Source organism: Rhodospirillaceae bacterium (assembly GCA_018660465.1).
Lineage (GTDB): Bacteria > Pseudomonadota > Alphaproteobacteria > Rhodospirillales > JABJKH01 > JABJKH01.
The window spans coordinates 41986-60302 of the sequence record JABJKH010000029.1 but is presented as its reverse complement, the minus strand read 5'-3'; the positions used below and the strand labels follow the sequence as shown (position 1 = coordinate 60302).

Sequence of the window (18317 nt, the reverse complement as noted above, 5' to 3'; positions counted from 1 at the left end):
TAAAATGAAGCCGAATATTGAGGAAATTAGCCGCACCTTGAAGAAGGATAACGTGACGGCAATTGTCCTCTGTCCCGTCTGACCGTCCTGCACGGGCGCCGTGGGCGGCCTTGGACATTTCTTAGAACGAGCAGGGTTCGCGACGACGCAGATCAGTCTGGTTCGGGAACACACCTTACAAATCAATCCGCCAAGGGCGTTATTAACACCGTTTGAACTGGGGCGACCTTTTGGCGCGCCGAATGAGCCTGAATTTCAAAAGCGCGTGCTTGTTGAAACTTTAAATTTGCTGACCCGTGATAAGGGGCCTGTATTGGAGGAATGGACTGAAGCGGCTCCCGGTCCCAAGGCTGACCTAGAAGGATGGACATGCCCTGTCGACTTTGGCCCAGGCATGGACGCCGTTGATGTTAATGTGGACCCGTTTACTGCGGTGATGCAGGAAATTGATAAACTGCGCCCTTGGCACGATACGGCAGAGAAGAAACTTGGGCGAACGACGTTCGGCATTGCGAATTTAGAATTGGACGTAATTGTTCGTTATTTAGTTGATTTCATTGAAGACACAGATGCGCCTTTACCGCTATCAGGAATGCCACGATATCAGGCCGTCAAGCTTTGCATCGACGATCTAAAAGCGTTCTATTTTGAATCTGCCTTGGCCCAACCAGGGGTCGCGACGGACTTTGAATTAGCGAACTGGTATTACGCAGAAACTATCGTTTCCGATATGCTGGTTCGTCTGAATTCAGTATGTGCAGCGACGGATGATGCGGTGCTAAAAAGGATGTCGATTCGAGGTATCATTCCGGCGCATCAGGCGCACCGAAAAAATAGCTGTTAACGCCTCTTTCCTTTCGCATGTAGTGGGATAATAGGCACTTAATTTTGTATTTTTGTCACACTTTTGTGTTGGAAATTGCTGAAATGAAAAATCGGGCCTATAAACCCTCCTAACTTATCTTTAATGGTTGCCATATATGGTGGGCGCAAGCATGATCATTCCAAGATATTGTGTGGCAAAAAAAACAATACGTGTCGACGGTTTAACGTGGACACATTTATTGCAGTTATTCACAATAGCCCCGGTGATAAGAGTGCGGTAACCTGCTTTTGTTAAAGTAAGTGGTGAGCCGGTTTGAGGATGTTTTCGGCGCAAAATTAAAAAAATAAATATGCGCCGGGTGTGCTTGGTTAAGTGGGGGAAGTTACACTTTTCCAAGAGGTGATAAAAATGAGTCTGGTGAATGGACGTAAAATTATGAGGAATGGGCTTTCGATTTTTTCTGCGATTTTGGTTGGGGCACTGCTGATAGCAATCCCTGTTGCTGAGAGTGCGGAGATTCCCCTAGATGCTGGGAAACAGGTTGCACAAAAAGGCGGTGATGACCTTTTGCTCGACAGTGGCAAAGTTGGTGGCGCGAAGGAAGTGAAACGCGACACTGAAACCATTGAAGATAGCACGAAGAAAGCTCATGAAGCTCTGGCAGCGGAAACTCAATACCCGTCAGCGGCGACATGTCGGACCTGTCATCCGAAGCAATATAACGAATGGGCTGTTTCACAGCATTCATATTCACAACTAAGTCCGGCTTATCTCTCACTCAGCAATAAAATTCTTCAGCTTTCGAATGGAACCAACGGCGACTTCTGTCTTCGGTGCCATAGTCCTGTGGGCGCGAACTTGGGTGAAAACCCGCGGATGTCGAACTTAAAACGTCATCCGACCTCTCGTGAGGGCATTACCTGCATGGTCTGTCACCGGATCAACAAGCGTTATAATAAGGTGAGTGGACGTTTGGACCTTGAAGAAGGAAGTCTGCTCAAGCCTGTCTATGGCCCGCTTGGCAATGCCGAGATGGAGCGGGTTCTGAATAATAAGGATAAATATCGGGTTGTGACCAAGGAAGGCGAGGCAGGTCGTCAAATTCATATTTCATCTAAAGGCTTCAACCACATGTCGTCGTCGAGCTTCTGTGGCTCCTGTCATGACGTGACCTTGTTTAATGGCTTCCGATTGGAAGAGGCGTTCAGCGAATACCGGATGTCCCCCGCCGCCGAGCGTGGCGAAACCTGTCAGGACTGCCACATGGGCAAAATCCAGGGCAAGAAGTCCGGTTATGAAATGGGTCCGGCAGCGGTTGTTGGTGGTGTTCCGACCAAGCCGCGTCGTTTAGCGAATCATTTCTTTGCTGGTCCTGACTATTCACTTATTCATCCCGGTATCTTCCCGCATAATACGGACGCCCAAGAAATGGCGACCTTGGAAGAGTGGCTGGTCTTTGATCATAAGGCAGGCTGGGGCACAGACAAATTCGAAGATAAGGTCACCGATAAAACCAAATTCCCGAAACGTTGGGAATCGGTTGATGATCGCTACGATGCCCGTGAAATTCTTGAAACCCAGTTCAAGCGCCTTAAATGGGCTGAGGGAAAGCGCTACGAGGTTCTTCGGAACGGCTATTTACTTCAAGATGTGAAGACAACTTTGGCCAGTTCTAAGGACGGGATTAAGTTCGAAGTTAAAGTCGCAAGTGGAACTGACGGACATAATGTTCCGACCGGATTCACTGGTGAGCGTGTTCTATTCTTGCATATCCAAGTTCGTGACCGGAATGGCAAAATGGTTTTCCGGTCTGGCCATCGTGACCCGAACTTTGACCTCTTGGATGGTCACTCTTTCTATGTCCACGCGGGTAAGATGAAAAAAGACCCGTATCTGTTCAGTCTGCAGTCGCGGTTCGTGACGCAGAACGGTCGGGGTGGGGAAATTGAGCATATTATTCCCATTCCTTATCCTGTGATCTCCCTGCCGCGTGTGTTGCCGTCGACACAATCGCTTGTGTTCACGGGGGAACCAACGACGGAACGGAATCACCTGCGAGGCATTGAGCCGTTGGGACACCGTTGGGCAGAGTACTTTATTGATCCAAGTAAATTGACCGGTAAAGGTCCTTACACCGCTAAGGTCATGCTGAAGTCGCAACCCATTCCAGCCAATATCGTCATCGCCATTCAAGATGTCGGTTTTGATTACGGATACAGTGCTGCGGAGTTAGGTGCCAAATTGATTGGTGGCGTCATGACGCTTTGGTCAAAAGAATTAACGTTTAACGTTGATAATGCAAAAAGCGCGTTGTTGAAGGTTAAATAGTTAAAATTTTTAACAAGCGAATTGTTTGGTTCGCATGAAAGTTTAAGAAGGGGGGAATTCGCGAATGAAGTGCGTGCATGAGCGAAAAGACCAGTCGGTTTCATTTGTTAAAGGCGCTATTCTTGCGGCTGCCTTAAGTTTAGGGGCTGCGTCTACGGCGTTCGCTGGCGGAGGATCTGGTAAAAGCCCAAGCGTAGATGGGGCTCCCGATTTTTTCCCAGAGTCAAATACAAGTACGAAAGGCTTAAGAAGCCTGTTCCCCCTTGGAGACAGATTTGAGGTAATCAAACTCTCAACGGAAAAAACACCGTTTCAAGGTGTCGGGGAAATTCCGGCTCGGCCTAAGCTGGCGATTGAACTTGGTGATCCATTTTTAGATACCGGTAATTTGGGTGCTGGATTTGAAATTGGAACTGGTGCCGTTTGGCAACCGCGCCTCTGGGCGTTCATGATCTATCGGACAGCTCTTCAGCATTTCAACAACCGGGCGACGAATAATCAGTCCGAATGGGCGAACAGACTTGATCTATTTGCGAACCTGCAATTGACCGGAACGGAGAAACTTGTATTCGGTATTCGGCCTTTGGATGCAAACAGATTTGGAAAATTTACACGGCAAACTTTTGATGGCCGTGATGAAGGTTTTACGACCGCGCTAAATTTTGATGTTACGACGTTCTTCTTTGAAGGTGATTTTGGAAGCCTGTTCCCGAATGCTGACATAATGGGTACGAAGCCAATTGATTGGGGTTTCACAATCGGTCGCCAGGTCATCAACTTCCAAGAAGGCATCATGATCAACGATACGCTGGACGCGGTTGGTGTCGTTCGAAACAACATTATTTCTATTCCAGGTGTTTCTGGAATGCGCTTGAGCTTTTTGTATGCTTGGGATTCGCTGGATCGCCCGCTTGGGGATTCTGGCGTAGACGCGTCTCTATACGGAATATTCGGCTCCGCAGATACTTACAATACTACGTATAATTTTGATATGGCCTATGCGTATGAGGATAACGATGGTACCGGGGATCAGTTGAATCTCGGATTGGCAGCCATTCAACGCGTTGGCAATTGGTCAACGGCGCTCCGTGCAAACCTTTCGATCGCGCCTGGTGACAACAGTCGGGGGGTAGCTGATGGGTTGCTATTATCTACTGAACTTTCAACGACAGTGCCTGGATCAGATGATATTTTCTACCTCAATCCATTTGTGAGTTTTGGGCAATACAGCCAGTTAGGGCGCGAACCTATTTCTGGAGGCCCTCTCGGCTCCCTAGGAATCATGTTTGCATCGCCAAATATGGGAGCTTATGGCGCAGAAATTAGCCCCTTTACGGATGACAACATTGGTTTTGCAACTGGATACCAGGCATTTTGGGATCATACACGTCGCAATATGATCTTAGAATTGGCAGGCCGCCTTAATTACAACGACCATGAAGATGCGCGGAATTCGGTTGGCATTGGTGTTCAATTGCAACAGGCAATTGGATCTCACTTCCAAGTTCAAGCTGAGTCATTCTACGCATTTCGTACAGGTGGTACTAATAATTCAGGCGTGCGTCTTGAACTCCAGGTTGTCTATTAAGAAATTAACGAGGTTATGTTCGTACTGGTGGATGCTGTCAAAATTTAGACAAAAAGATAGGTCAGTCTTCGCCCAATTATAAAACAAATAACGTCTGGTAAATTGATGACAGGGCTCGTATCTCCAATCGTTATCCAGTTCGTCGGCTTCGTTATTGTTGCCGCCGTTGTTACCCAGGTCTTCCTGATGGTGATCCATTCAGTAAGACGGCTTGAGCATGAGAAAGCTCGACATGATATTCAGTTGGATTTACTAAGAGCACGGGTCCAAACGACGATGGCGCAAGCCGGTGTTGAACGAGACCGGTCCGAGCTATCGTGGAACGGCTTTAGAAAATTTGAAATTCAGAAGAAGGTTCCAGAAGCCCCCGGGGTTCATTCGTTTTATCTGGTCCCTCACGATGGTAAAAAGTTACCGCCTTTCCAGCCTGGTCAGTATCTAACATTTCAACTTAGATTGCCTGATGAACAGAAACCTCTCGTCCGGTGTTATTCGTTATCAGATTCACCCTTAGACCCGGACCACTATCGGGTTTCCATCAAGAAAGTCCCGCCACCGAGAGACAAACCCGAACTTTCACCCGGTCGGTCTTCGACTTTCTTTAATGAGATCCTGAAAGAGGGCGATATTCTCGATGTAAAGGCGCCGAGTGGGCATTTTTACATGGATATGAATAAAACGACCCCTGTCGTCCTCATTGGGGGTGGCATTGGGATCACGCCCGTTATGAGCATGATCAACTCGATCGTCGAATCCGGCGTAAAGCGGGAAGCCTATTTCTTCCTAGGTCTTCGCAATAAAGCCGAACATATGATGAAAGAACATTTGGAACGTTTGGAGCGGGAAAACGAAAATATCCATTTGCACATTTGTTACAGCAACCCTGACGATGACGATATCGAAGGCACAGATTATCAGCATGCGGAGCGAGTCAGCGTAGATTTGTTCAAGCGTGTTCTTCCCTCGAGTAATTTTGATTACTACATGTGTGGCCCGCCGCCCATGATGTCATCCGTAACAACGGATCTAAAGGAATGGGGCGTTCCTGATTCGAGTGTGCATTTTGAAGCCTTTGGCCCGGCCAGTGTTAAGCCGAAAAAGAAAGCAGAAGCTAAACCTGCCGATGCCAACGCGCCGGAAATCAACGTCGAATTCGCCATGTCCGGAAAAACTTTGAAATGGGACGGCAGTGCGGAATCAATCTTGGACTTTGCTGAAGACAACGGCATTAATATGGAATCTGGGTGCCGCGCGGGCAATTGTGGTACCTGTATCACAGCGGTAAAATCCGGCGATGTTTCCTACAGCATCGAGCCCGGTTCGGCCCCTGAAGAAGGGTCCTGTCTGACATGTATCTGTGTTCCAAAAGAGAACTTAGTGTTGGACGCCTAAAAAATTGCGCTAAATTCAGGACAATGGTTGGAAAATCCATCCATTTTCCTTAGACTAAAAAAAACAACGGTTGCATCCCCGGCGCGAAAAGACCACGGGGAGACCAGTATCAATAAGGGAGGTCAAAAATGAAATTCCAAGGAAACGTTCGTCGATCAATTCGGGTTTTGAGCTTACTCGTGTTTTCTTTCTGCTTTGGCCTTGCGGTGCTTGGAGGTTCCAGCACGTCGCAGGCTGCTGCAAAACTGAGGCTTGATCCCGGATCAGTAAAGGGGCCCGATGCCTGTGGTGAGTGCCATAAAACGTCCATCCAAAAATGGAAAGCAACGCACCACGCAACCAGCTTTAAAACGTTGCCGCGTAAGAAATCTGCCAAAAAAATTGCGAAGGCAATGGGGCTGAAACGGATTAAGGCAGGAAGTGATTGCTTAACATGTCACTTCACTTCGGCAAAAAAAGGTAAGCGGGTTAAGCCAATCGCTGGCATCACATGTGAATCGTGTCACGGCGCCGGTAAGGATTGGATTGATGTTCACAGCGAATTCGGTGGCAAAGGCGTTACGGCTGCAACTGAGAAGCCCGAACATAAAGTATCACGTTATAAGAAGTCTGAGGCAGCCGGCATGATCCGTCCGTCTCGACTGTATGACGTTGCTCAAAATTGCTATAGCTGCCACACGGTTCCCAATGAAAAATTGGTCAACGTCGGTGGACATCCGGCGGGTAGTAAATTTGATCTCGTTGCTTGGAGCCAAGGCGAAGTTCGTCACAATGTTTGGTACTCTAAAGCTAACAACGAAGCTTCCAAAAACCGCAAACGGATGATGTATGTCGTCGGTATGGCGTTGGACCTTGAATACGCTCTTCGGGGCGTTGCAAAGGCCACGCAAAAGGCACGCTTTGCCGTTGCAATGGCCACACGGGCGTCTGCTGCGCGAAAAGTGATGGAGAAAATTGCTGGTGCTGTCGCAGCGCCTGAACTCAAGGCCATTCTCGCCGCTGCTAATAGCGCTGGCTTAAAACTGAATAACGAAGGTCCGCTAACCAAAGCGGCTGATGGCGTTCAGAAAGCCGCACGTGCATTTTCGGCGAAGTACGATGGTAGCAAAATGGCCGCGATCGATGCCATGATCCCAACCAAGTATATGGGCGAGGCTATACCATAAGGGGATTGAAGGGCGGTAAAGCAGGAACGGGATAATGGCGGGAGCAACGAGGATACAGCGTCCGCAGCGCTGGGATAATCCGTTTAGTCCCGACATGGGCAATGCTGTTGTTGACAGGATTCTGGATGCGCAGCCATTCGTCAATATGGATGCGGCAAAGTTTCCAGAATCCGCCTCGCTTCACGATATAATCCAAAATGACACTTGCTTGAATACATATCAGCGGGGCGACATTGTTGTGCGCGTCGGTGATTATGGGACATCAGCTTTTCTGGTGATCTCCGGCCAGGTACGTGTTGTCCTTCCACCTGGATTGCCAGCCTCCGTATTGGGTCAAGAAGAAGACGAAGAAAAAAGCTTTTGGGGTGCGTTTTCCCAGCTTTGGGACAATTCCAAGCTGCCAGAATCGCGAGACATTTCCCGTTATGAAAAGGGAGCAGCAAGTTCGTCAACTAAAGACACCGGTACAAATATCTTCTTACAAGGCGTCCCGCAGGTTCTGGATGAAGACAGGACGGTCTTGTTGGGACCTGGCGAAATGTTTGGCGAGATTGCCGCATTGGCGCGGTCTCCTCGAATGACGACCATTTATGCGGATGGCGATGCCGAGGTTCTTGAAATTCGACGGCAAGGCATTCGCGATATCCGCCGTCGGATCGATGAATTTCGGGAGCATATTGATAAACTTTACCGTGAACGAAGCCTTAAGACCCATATTCAACAAACCCCCGTGTTCAGGCACCTGAGCGACGATATTATCGACAAAATTGCTGAAAAGACCTTGTTTGAGACGTTTGGCGATTTCGATTGGCACACGTCTTATAAGCGGTTCGTTACGCAGCCTTCTGCCGAAAGATTGGCGAAGGAACCAATTATTGCCCGCGAGGGGGATTACCCTGATGGGTTGATGATGCTTCGCTCAGGCTTTGCGCGTGTCAGTTCAGAAGTCAATCACGGTCACCAGACGTTGCGCTACATTGGTCGAGGGGCCATTCACGGGTTTGAAGAGATCGTTCACAACTGGCGTAATGATGAACCCGTGGGCCTACAAAATACCATTCGTTCAGTGGGATACACAGACATCCTTAGGGTGCCAACCTCTATTATCGAAGAATTTGTTCTACCGACCATTCCGGAAGACCGCTTGCCAAAGTCTTTTGGTCCCAGTGATGGTGGTGCAAGCCAACCAATTGTGAGCGGTGTTCACCCAGATTCTGTTGGCTCATACAGTATTGAGACGTCCATTAATACCGGGCTTCTGGAATTTCTTGTCGACAATCGTTACATCAACGGCACGGCGACAATGTTGATCGATTTGGACCGCTGCGTGCGCTGTGATTCTTGTGTCGAGGCCTGTACCGTTGGCCATAACAACAATCCCCGATTTAACCGCCATGGTCGCCGACTTGGTAACTTCATGGTCGCCAATGCCTGTATGCATTGTGCTGATCCAGTTTGCATGCTGGGCTGTCCGACCGGTGCTATTCACCGAAGTGCCCTTGGTGGGCAGGTCGTTATCAATGATGATTCGTGTATTGGCTGTACCACGTGTGCGAATAATTGCCCGTACGATAACATCCGGATGGTCGAAATTCGCGACGACAAAGGCGACTTTATTCTGGATGAAGCTGCCGGGACGACAGTTATGAAAGCCACCAAGTGTGACTTGTGCTTGGATCAACCCGGCGGTCCGGCGTGTCAGCGCGCCTGTCCGCATGATGCTTTGATACGAATGAATATGCGCCACCGTGGGACCTTGTCCCGTTGGTTGAACCGATAGGATTCCGATCGTGACGTTTACCGCGCGCCGTAACCGAAATATTTTAATTACCCTGCTGGTTGGGGCGGTGTTGCTTACGACGACGTCAGTCTACGATGTATCCTTATATCAAGGGCCATTTCTGACAGGCTGGTTGCTACTGACGAGCATGCTGTTGCTGAGCCTATATGGGGTGCGTAAGAAACTCACCATGCTGTCTACGATTGGACGCAGTGCGGCCTGGGTTCAATTCCATGTCTATTTGGGCTATTTGTGCATTGGTCTCTTCATCATTCATATTGGATTTAGGGTGCCAGATGGTTGGCTGGAAATAATGTTAGCCTTGCTGTTTGTTTTGGTGGCTGGCAGTGGGGTCCTTGGGATCGTTATATCCCGTGGCCTGCCCCGCCAATTAACCCGCAAGGGTGAAGAGGTGATTTTCGAACGTATCCCTCAATTTATCAGAGACCTTCGAATGGATGCAGAGAACCTTGTGGTCAATTCTGTAACTGAAACAAATTCAACAACGATCCATGATTTTTATGCCTCTAATCTTCGGGCCTATTTTGAACGCCCGCGTCACACTTTGGATCACATAACCGGTTCTACCCATGGCCTGTTCACCTTGTTGACCGAATTCGACAACATGCAGCGCTATTTGAATGATAAGGAAAAAGAGTTCTCCAACCAATTGCGTGATCTTGTTGTTAAGAAGGACGAGCTTGACTTTCATCATGCGCTCCAGGGGCTGCTCAAAGGGTGGTTGTTTGTCCATGTGCCCCTGATTTACAGCTTGCTGTTGGTCGCTGTGGTTCATTTGGTCCTCGTTTATGCATTTAGCGGGGGAATGTAATGGCTCGAACTCTGCAAGAACGGGACTATAAGAACAGTAAGTACGTCCGACCGAACCAGCCGTGGGTCTGCGGATGGGCGTCGGAAGGACACCCCTGCGAAGTCGGACCTGATGGTAGGGGAAGGTGTCGCGCGACGGCTGAATGTCGCCCGGTCATGATTGGTGATCGTTTTGTTTGCACACGTTCAGAATTGCAGGGTGGCAAATGTTCCGATGGTCCATTGCCGGACGGCAGTTGCTGTACAAAAATTGTTAAATGCCACCCGGTGCGAAGCTGGCGCGCAAAACGCAAAGCCATGGGGTATTGGCTGACCGCGTTGACTGTGGGGATCATCCTCTTGTTTGTTGGCGGTGTGAACCCGGCATCCTTCGTTGATCCTGGCCCGCTGACGTTCCAACACAGCCAAGTTAAGGATTGCGCTGGTTGTCATACTGCATTTAAGGATGGAGCCTCTTCGTGGCCGCACAAGGCATTTGCTGAGTCTTCTGAATCCGTAGACAGCAAGCTGTGTGTTGGGTGCCATCAGTTTGGTACGGATAGTTTTGCTCCGCATAGTATAAGCAAGACGCAACTGGCCAGTTTATCGAAGTCAGCTGCCCCTGCTTCTTCTAACAGCATGCCGTGGATTCCGAAATTGGCGTCTGTCACCATGAAGCCAAATGCGGATGGGGCTGAATTATTCTGCATGACCTGTCACCAGGAACATCATGGCGCCGGTAGTGACCTCAAAAAGATGTCTAACCAGCGGTGCCAAGCATGCCATACCTCGGCTTTTAAAAACCTCTCAAACGGCCATCCAAGTTTTGGCAAATATCCGTATGAAAGACGGACTCGTATCCAGTTCGATCACACAAGTCATATCGGCAATCATTTTGTTGAAAAGAAATACAAAGCCATTGCGCCCACGGAATGTAAGACATGCCATGAGCCCGATATCATGGGCGATAGCATGAGTGTGGTCGGTTTTGAAAAACCATGCGCCGCTTGTCACCTGGATCAAATTCAAGGAGAAGGCAGGGCGACAGCTAAGGGAATTGCGATCTTTGCTGTTCCGGGGCTCGATGTCGCCACCTTGCGTGAAAAAAATGTTGGGATTGGCCAATGGCCAGAGGACCCTGATGGTGGTTCTACACCATTTATGGAATTCCTATTGGCGGGGAATTCTGATTACAAGGCGGCTAAAAAAACCTTGGGTGACATCGACTTTATGGACCTTGGAGAAGCAACTAAGCCGCAACTCAAGGCAATCGAAAATTATGCTTGGGCGATTAAGGGGCTGTTGTTTGATTTAGCAACCGAGGGTGTGCCAGCATTCGGGAAAATGTTGGAAGCCTCTATGGGGCGGAAACTTTCGAATACCGAATTAGGGCTTCTGACCGGATTGATCCAGCCAGATGCTGTGTTGGGAGCCCAGCGTGCTTGGTTCCCCAAACTTTTTGCTGATGTCACAAAACACCGCGACGGAGAGGTCGTTCCCGTGCCGGCGGAAGAGGACTCTCCGACAGGCGGATCTGGAAAGGACGACATTTTGGTTGCCGCGAAGGACGACATTCTAAGTGGTGGAAAAGATGACATCTTAAGCGGCAAGAAAGATGATATCCTAAGCGGTGGAAAAGATGACATCTTAAGTGGCAAGAAGGATGACATCTTAAGCGGTGGAAAAGATGACATCCTAAGTGGCAAGAAGGATGACATCTTAAGCGGTGGAAAAGATGACATCCTAAGTGGCAAGAAGGATGACATCTTAAGTGGTGGTAAAGACGATATTCTGAGTGGCGGAAAGAAAGACGATATTCTTGGTGGAAAGAAAGAGGATATTCTTGGCGGCGGCAAGCAAGAAGACATCCTCGGCGGCGGGAAAAAGGAAGATATTCTCGGCGGCGGTAAGCAGGAAGATATCTTAGGCGGCAGTGCCCCAAAAGAAGGGGAATCAAAGGCAGCAAAGGCTGAAAAAGAAGAAGAACCTGATGTTGAAATCGCACCTGGCGAAGAATGGGCCTCTGCAGGGGGATGGTATCGGGACGAATTCACTCTTCGTTATCGTCCGGCGGGTCATGCCGACACCATGATGCGGTCTTGGTTGGACGCAGCAGGCGGGGCGGCGTCTATGGAAGCCAAAGAAAGTGCCGGCCAAATTCTCTCGGCATTAACGAAAAAAGGCGCTCCTGGTTTGTGTGTCAAATGCCATAGCGTAGACGAGGAATCGTCAGGAAAATTCGTATTTAACTGGAAGGGCCATACGCCAAAGTCGAACAGCCACACCTTTACCAAGTATTCTCATACGGCGCATTTCAGTCTGCTGGATGAAAAAGGCTGCTTGGACTGCCATACGCTGAATAAAAAAGCTAAATACAAAGCCTCGTTTAAGGACCGTAACCCTAAATCATTCGAAGGTAATTTTAATGCGATCAAACGTGAAACCTGTGCAGCGTGCCATACGCAAGACCAAGCTGGCAGCGATTGTTTGATTTGCCACAATTATCACGTTGGTAAATTTGGTCCGGCGTTGACGAGTACGCCCATGGCTGAAGGCATGAAGTGATCTAAACCAAACTATGTGTTATATAGATTAGCGTACATGATTCGTGCGTTCGAACCGTCATAATTGGCGGAAAACAAGTGTGAGCGGCAGGTATGGCGAAAAGAAGTCGTAAAGAAGAAGAGCCGAAAACCGGCGTCGGTATGATTATTAAACTGGTTTCCGTTCTTATGTTCGCGGTCGGGGTGTGGTATTTCGTCGTTTATCTACCGGCACAAAAGAAATCTGTTCAAACGTCCGAAGAGTTACAAGGGCAGGTTGTCGGCGAAACGGGTCAAAAAAAGAATGTTGCCGGCCCCGCTGGGGAAAAAGCGCCGGTACCTGAGGCGGAGTTTGGAAAATTCAAGGCATTCTCTTTTGCGCCTCATGAGCAGTATGAACGCGGAGAAATTCTCGTTGTCGACCCCCCGAAGAAATTCGTCTCGATCATTCGTCGCTTAAATTTCACGGTAATAGAGAAAGTTGAGCTTGGGCAACTGGGTATATTGGTTTATCGCTTGCGAACACCTGCGGGTATGACGCTCGCCGACGCCAGGAAAGTACTGGCATCTGCCATTCCAAACCTTAACACCGAAGCCAATCATTTATTTGAGGCACAAGCCGGATACAAAATTAAAAAAACCCATCCCCGTGCAGCAATTGGTTGGAAGGCGGCAACAGCAACCTGTGGTCGAGGTATTCGCATCGGCATGATCGATAGCGCGGTCGACATCTCTCATCCGGCTCTAAAAGGCCAAAGGGTTACGTTTAAATCTTTTCATACCAAGGGCAGGGGACCTGGCCCGGCGACTCATGGCACAGCTGTCGCCAGTATTTTAGTTGGAAAACCTCAATGGGGAGGACTGCTTCCCGGGGCGCAGTTGTTCGCGGGCAATATGTTCGAGGAAAAACGTACGGGTAAGGTCGTTGGCAGCGCCATTGGCCTGCTAAAATCCATCGATTGGCTGGTGAAAGAAAAAGTCCATGTCATTAACCTCAGTGTCGCTGGCGGAGATAACAAAGTCATTCGGCTGGCGTTGAAGAAAAGCCAAGCCAAGGGCATTAACATGGTCGCGGCTGCTGGAAATTGGGGGAAAAAGGGTAGGCCGGCCTATCCTGCTGCTTACGGAAATGTACTGGCCATCACCGCGTTGCGTGGAAATAAATCAGTTTATTCCCATGCCAATCAAGGTTCGTATATAGACTTCGCAGCCCCTGGAGTAAAAATCTGGACCGCTGTGCCGGGAGGGGGGAAATACCAATCCGGTACATCATTCGCGTCTCCCTATATCGCTGTCTTTGTCGCACTATTAACAGCCGGGGGATCCGCCTCATCTACGGACGATATACGTAATGTATTAAAGCGAAAAATAATCGATTTGGGGAGCAAGGGTAAAGATTCTGTCTTCGGGTACGGTTTTGTTAATCTCGAACCCAAATGTCGCTAACTTTTAATTCCTAATTGATGTTTTTCATCCTCTCTAAGGTTTTTTGGTTTGTTGCCAACCCTGCAAATTTTTTACTGATACTTCTCTGCATCGGTGTCGTGCTGATGTTTACTTGGTCGCATAAATGGGGCCGGCGGATCGTTGCTATGGTCGCAGCCATATGGCTGGTTCTCGCGGTTCTGCCGATTGGAACGTGGATGTTTTTGCCGCTTGAGAACAGATTTCCGATCGTCACTCATCTGCCCAAAAAAGTGGATGGTATTATTGCATTAGGGGGTGTGGTTAATCAGTTTGTGACCAAGACTCGGGGGCAAGTCGCTGTTGGCGCCGCCGCTGAACGCCTGATTGAATTTGCAGTCTTAGTTAAACGTTACCCAAACGCGAAAGCCGTATATAGCACTGGCTCAGGAAGCCTTATGCGTCAGGACATCAAGGAAGCCGATGTGGTGGGGCCATTAATGAAAAAACTAGGGCTAGATCCTTCCAAAATTATTTTTGAAAATCAGTCTCGAAACACCCATGAAAACGCCATCCTTTCAAAAGAGTTGGCAAAACCTGAGCCCGGTGAGACTTGGGTTCTCATAACCTCCGCCTTTCATATGCCACGATCTGTTGGTGTATTTCGAAAAGCTGGCTGGACCATTATTCCTTATCCGGTAGATTATTACCTGAAGGGTAATACCCCGGATATACTTAATTTCAACCCAGGCGGCGCATTAGGGCGGTTTAGTACGGCGCTACACGAATGGATCGGACTTTTGGTTTATCGTCTCACCGATAGATCAAACGAGATATTTCCGGGCGAAGGAGGGGTGGGTAAGCAAAAATGATCCAGTTTATTTTTACGATCATTCTTACAGCGTTGATTTTTCAGGGTTCAGCAGCCGCTCAGTCTGACTTGACGGAGAGCTTTAACCGCTGGCTCGTGGAATTCCGTGCTGAAGCCTTATCACTGGGCATTAGCCGACGGACCGTAGATCGGGCCCTCACGGGATTGACACCCAATCCTCGGATTATAAAACTCGACCGAAAGCAGCCAGAATTTACCCAGACGGTTTGGGGATACCTTGATAAACGGGTGACCAAGCGCCGAATTGAGCGGGCGCAAAAGCTTTTACAGCAACATCGCGACCTTCTGGAAAAAGTTCAGCTGCGCTATGGCGTACAGCCCCGGTTTTTAGTCGCATTCTGGGGATTGGAGACCAATTTCGGGGATTATACCGGAAAACTCTCTGTTGTTCGGTCTTTGGCGACCCTCGCCTTTGATCCGCGTCGCAAAGGATATTTTCGGAAAGAACTGATTGCGGTCCTCAGAATTATTGATCAAGGCGATATGACTGCTGATGTACAGGGGTCTTGGGCTGGTGCCATGGGGCAGAGCCAGTTCATGCCATCGACCTTCCAACGTTATGCCGTTGATCTGGACGGAGATGGTCGCCGGAATCTTTGGACGAGCCTCGCTGATGTATTTGGATCGTCAGCGAATTTTTTATCATCCGTCGGGTGGCGGAAGGACCGAACGTGGGGACGTGAAGTCATCCTGCCCAAGGGTTTTAGTGTTGAACTTTCGGGGCTCCATACCCGGAAGCCATTGTCCGAGTGGCAGAATATGGGTGTTCGCAAAGCGGGTGGAGGTAATTTGCCAACTGTTGATATAGAGGCATCATTGCTTCTGCCCGCAGGATACCTTGGCCCGGCATTTTTGGTTTATACCAATTACCGCAAAATTATGATTTGGAACCGATCCATCAACTACGCTCTGGCGGTTGGGTATCTTTCTGACCGGATCGCGGGGTATGGGAAGATCAAGGCAAAGCGGTCCCCAGACCTGGCACCCTTGTCTCGAAACCAAGTGCTGGAAATTCAGCGTGCCCTCAATGCGAGAGGCTTTTCAGTCGGCCCGCCTGATGGTGTCATTGGGCCGATTTCCAGATCAGCGATTAAATCATTTCAAAAATCAGCCAATTTGCCTGCGGACGGATTTGCATCTCACGCACTTTTGAAGGCCTTAAGGCGCTAAACTGTGAATAATAAACCAGGAATATGTTAGGTGCAGTCCTTGCTCCGTGTTGGGTACGGCGGTTACACTACTAAATGTTCGGTTGGTTTTAGGGGGTGCTACAAGATCATGGGGTTCTACCGGTATTTTCGCGTTTGTACGATCATCGTTGCGTCGCTCGCAATGGTCGCGTGCGCTGAAACGCGTCTGGTCGTTCACACCGCAAAACGTATTTCGCAATCATTCGATGAGCCAAAGAAACCCCAAGATAAGAAGGCCAAACACAGTGGTATTTATAAAATAGGTAAGCCGTACCAAATTCAGGGTGTCTGGTATTACCCCGAGGTCAATTATCAGTACGATGAGACCGGTATCGCATCTTGGTATGGGCCTAAATTTCACGCCAAAAAGACAGCCAACGGCGAAGTTTTCAATATGAACGAACTGTCGGCGGCTCACCGTACGTTGCCGCTGCCAAGCGCTGTTCGGGTCACCAATTTAGATAATGGGCGCTCTCTTGTGCTTCGAGTGAATGACCGGGGACCTTTTGCCCATGGCCGAATCATAGACATTTCCAGGCGCGGCTCCCAAATCTTAGGGTTCTTTAAACAGGGAACAGCGCGGGTTCGGGTTCAGATTATGGCACCTGAGAGCCGTGCCCTTGCGGCAGCGATGGAACGTGGTCCAGGTAAGAAAGTAGATACGCCTATTACGGTTGCAAAATTACCGAAGCCTTCTGTCACGGCTCAATCATTGGCACCACCTCCGGGTGCTGCGGTTTCTCCGGCCAGTCAAACCGCCGAAGTAAATGGAGTGCGCCGCCCAGAAACGGTACCTGTTTATCAGCAAAAAGTTGTTGATTCCGGATGGCGCCCAAAACCTGAAAGTGCCGGACAAAATCAAGTTAAACGGACGAATATGTATGTTCAGGCGGGTTCTTACGCCAAGTTTGTTAACGCCAACCGGGTCCGCGCTCGCCTCAGCAGCTTGGGACCCGTAAAGATCAATTCAGTGTTGATTGGTGGTGTTGATTATTTTCGAGTGCGTGTGGGGCCGGTGAACAGCGTTGAAGAAGCGGATGACTATTTAGACGATGTCCTTCGGGCTGGATACAACGATGCCAAAATAGTCATTGACTGTCTTGCCCCTGGGGCTAAACCTGCCCCAAAGAAGCCTGATTCAAGGTCTAGTAGAATTCCCGTTTCCTGCTAAATTAATTTGAGGCGGGTAATTACTAATAGGGCGGAGCGAACGTGCAGTTAACGTATAAGAATTCAAAAGTATTGGGACGGGGGTTGGTGTTTGGAGCTTTTACGCTTTTCGCACTGGCCTCTGCAATAGGTCCTGCCCAGGCGGTTGAAACGATTGCGCGCGAAGCGGTTCTGATCGAAGTCTCAACCGGGAAAGTTTTGTTCGAAAAAAATGCCGACCGGCCGATGCCGCCTGCGTCGATGAGCAAAATGATGACGATCTATATGCTGTTCGAACGCCTGCGCGATGGTCGTTTAAGCCTGGAAGACACCTTCAGGGTTAGCAAAAATGCCTGGCGCAAAGGTGGTGCCAGCAGCGGCAGTTCGACAATGTTCCTACTGCCAGGAAAACGCGTTAAGGTCGAAGACATTATTCGGGGGATCATCATCCAGTCCGGCAACGATGCCTGTATTGTAATCGCCGAGGGTCTTTCCGGCTCAGAAGAAGCATTTGCCGTGGAAATGACCGCCCGTGGCAAGGAAATGGGGATGACCAACTCGACCTTTAGAAATGCGACAGGGTGGCCCCATCCAGAACACTTAACAACCGCTAGGGATTTGGCAATTTTATCCCAGAAATTGATTAAGGATTTTCCAGAATACTACCGTTACTTCTCGGAAAAATCATTTACTTACAACGGTATAAAACAAAATAATCGAAACCCACTCCTCTACAAAGACATGGGGTCTGATGGTCTGAAGACGGGCCACACTAAGGAGTCTGGCTATGGATTGGCGGCCTCTGTAGAACGTCGAGACCGGCGCCTTATTTTGGTTATTAATGGGCTTCCCAGCAGAAAGGCACGCTCCCGCGAACCAGAGCGGATTATTGAATGGGGTTTCCGGGAGTTTGAAAACTACAAGCTGTTTAAGGCGGGGGACGTGGTCGAGACTGCCGGTGTCTGGTTGGGACAGAAGTCGACGGTTCCTCTCATTATTGAGAAAGAACTGGTGCTGACAATGCCACGTAAATCCCGGCGCCAAATGAAAGTGACGGTTTCCTATGAAGGTCCTTTGCCAGCTCCAATTAAGACCGGTGACGTCGTTGCAAGCTTAAAGGTAAGCGCGCCTGGAACAAAAGATTTGATGATGCCGCTGACTGCCGGCGGGGACGTCGGGCGTCTTGGGCTCGTCGGTAGACTAGGTGCGGCTTTTAAATTCATCGTATGGGGTGAGACCGAATAACAGG

General features: G+C 49.2%; 13 protein-coding genes. All 13 read left to right on the top strand.

What is annotated here, in order from left to right:
- Positions 1-100 precede the first annotated feature (100 nt).
- The 13 genes from HOM51_05605 (at position 101) to HOM51_05545 (ending at position 18313) form a co-directional block, all read left to right on the top strand.
- Positions 101-844, top strand: a complete 744-nt coding sequence (locus HOM51_05605; GenBank protein ID MBT5033978.1) for a hypothetical protein — start codon at positions 101-103, stop codon at positions 842-844.
- 390 nt (positions 845-1234) lie between these two features.
- Positions 1235-3154, top strand: coding sequence for a hypothetical protein (locus HOM51_05600; protein MBT5033977.1), 1920 nt, complete (start codon positions 1235-1237; stop codon positions 3152-3154).
- 64 nt (positions 3155-3218) lie between these two features.
- Entirely contained in the window at positions 3219-4742 is a 1524-nt protein-coding gene (locus HOM51_05595; GenBank protein ID MBT5033976.1) for a hypothetical protein, read from the top strand.
- 105 nt (positions 4743-4847) lie between these two features.
- Positions 4848-6134, top strand: a complete 1287-nt coding sequence (locus tag HOM51_05590) for a 2Fe-2S iron-sulfur cluster binding domain-containing protein (protein ID MBT5033975.1) — start codon at positions 4848-4850, stop codon at positions 6132-6134.
- 128 nt (positions 6135-6262) lie between these two features.
- Positions 6263-7300, top strand: coding sequence for a hypothetical protein (locus tag HOM51_05585; protein MBT5033974.1), 1038 nt, complete (start codon positions 6263-6265; stop codon positions 7298-7300).
- A 34-nt stretch (positions 7301-7334) separates the two neighbouring features.
- Complete coding sequence (locus HOM51_05580; GenBank protein MBT5033973.1) at positions 7335-9080, top strand: cyclic nucleotide-binding domain-containing protein; 1746 nt, start codon at positions 7335-7337, stop codon at positions 9078-9080.
- 10 nt (positions 9081-9090) lie between these two features.
- Positions 9091-9912, top strand: a complete 822-nt coding sequence (locus HOM51_05575; protein ID MBT5033972.1) for a hypothetical protein — start codon at positions 9091-9093, stop codon at positions 9910-9912.
- Positions 9912-12455 carry a hypothetical protein gene (locus tag HOM51_05570; protein ID MBT5033971.1) on the top strand — a complete coding sequence of 848 codons (2544 nt, stop codon included), beginning with the start codon at positions 9912-9914 and terminating at the stop codon, positions 12453-12455. The genes HOM51_05575 and HOM51_05570 overlap by 1 nt, the downstream gene beginning before the upstream one ends.
- A 92-nt stretch (positions 12456-12547) precedes the next feature.
- A complete protein-coding gene (locus tag HOM51_05565; GenBank protein MBT5033970.1) occupies positions 12548-13879 on the top strand; it encodes a S8 family serine peptidase in 1332 nt (443 codons plus the stop codon).
- A gap of 197 nt (positions 13880-14076) precedes the next feature.
- Positions 14077-14709, top strand: a complete 633-nt coding sequence (locus tag HOM51_05560; protein MBT5033969.1) for a YdcF family protein — start codon at positions 14077-14079, stop codon at positions 14707-14709.
- Complete coding sequence (locus tag HOM51_05555; protein MBT5033968.1) at positions 14706-15899, top strand: lytic murein transglycosylase; 1194 nt, start codon at positions 14706-14708, stop codon at positions 15897-15899. Before HOM51_05560 ends, HOM51_05555 begins: the two co-directional genes overlap by 4 nt.
- Before the next feature lie 30 nt (positions 15900-15929).
- Positions 15930-17090: a septal ring lytic transglycosylase RlpA family protein gene (locus tag HOM51_05550; GenBank protein ID MBT5033967.1), complete on the top strand. Its 1161-nt coding sequence runs from the start codon at positions 15930-15932 to the stop codon at positions 17088-17090.
- Between the two features lie 41 nt (positions 17091-17131).
- Positions 17132-18313 (top strand): D-alanyl-D-alanine carboxypeptidase, encoded by a 1182-nt coding sequence (locus tag HOM51_05545; GenBank protein MBT5033966.1) that lies wholly within the window; start codon positions 17132-17134, stop codon positions 18311-18313.
- Positions 18314-18317: the final 4 nt, after the last annotated feature.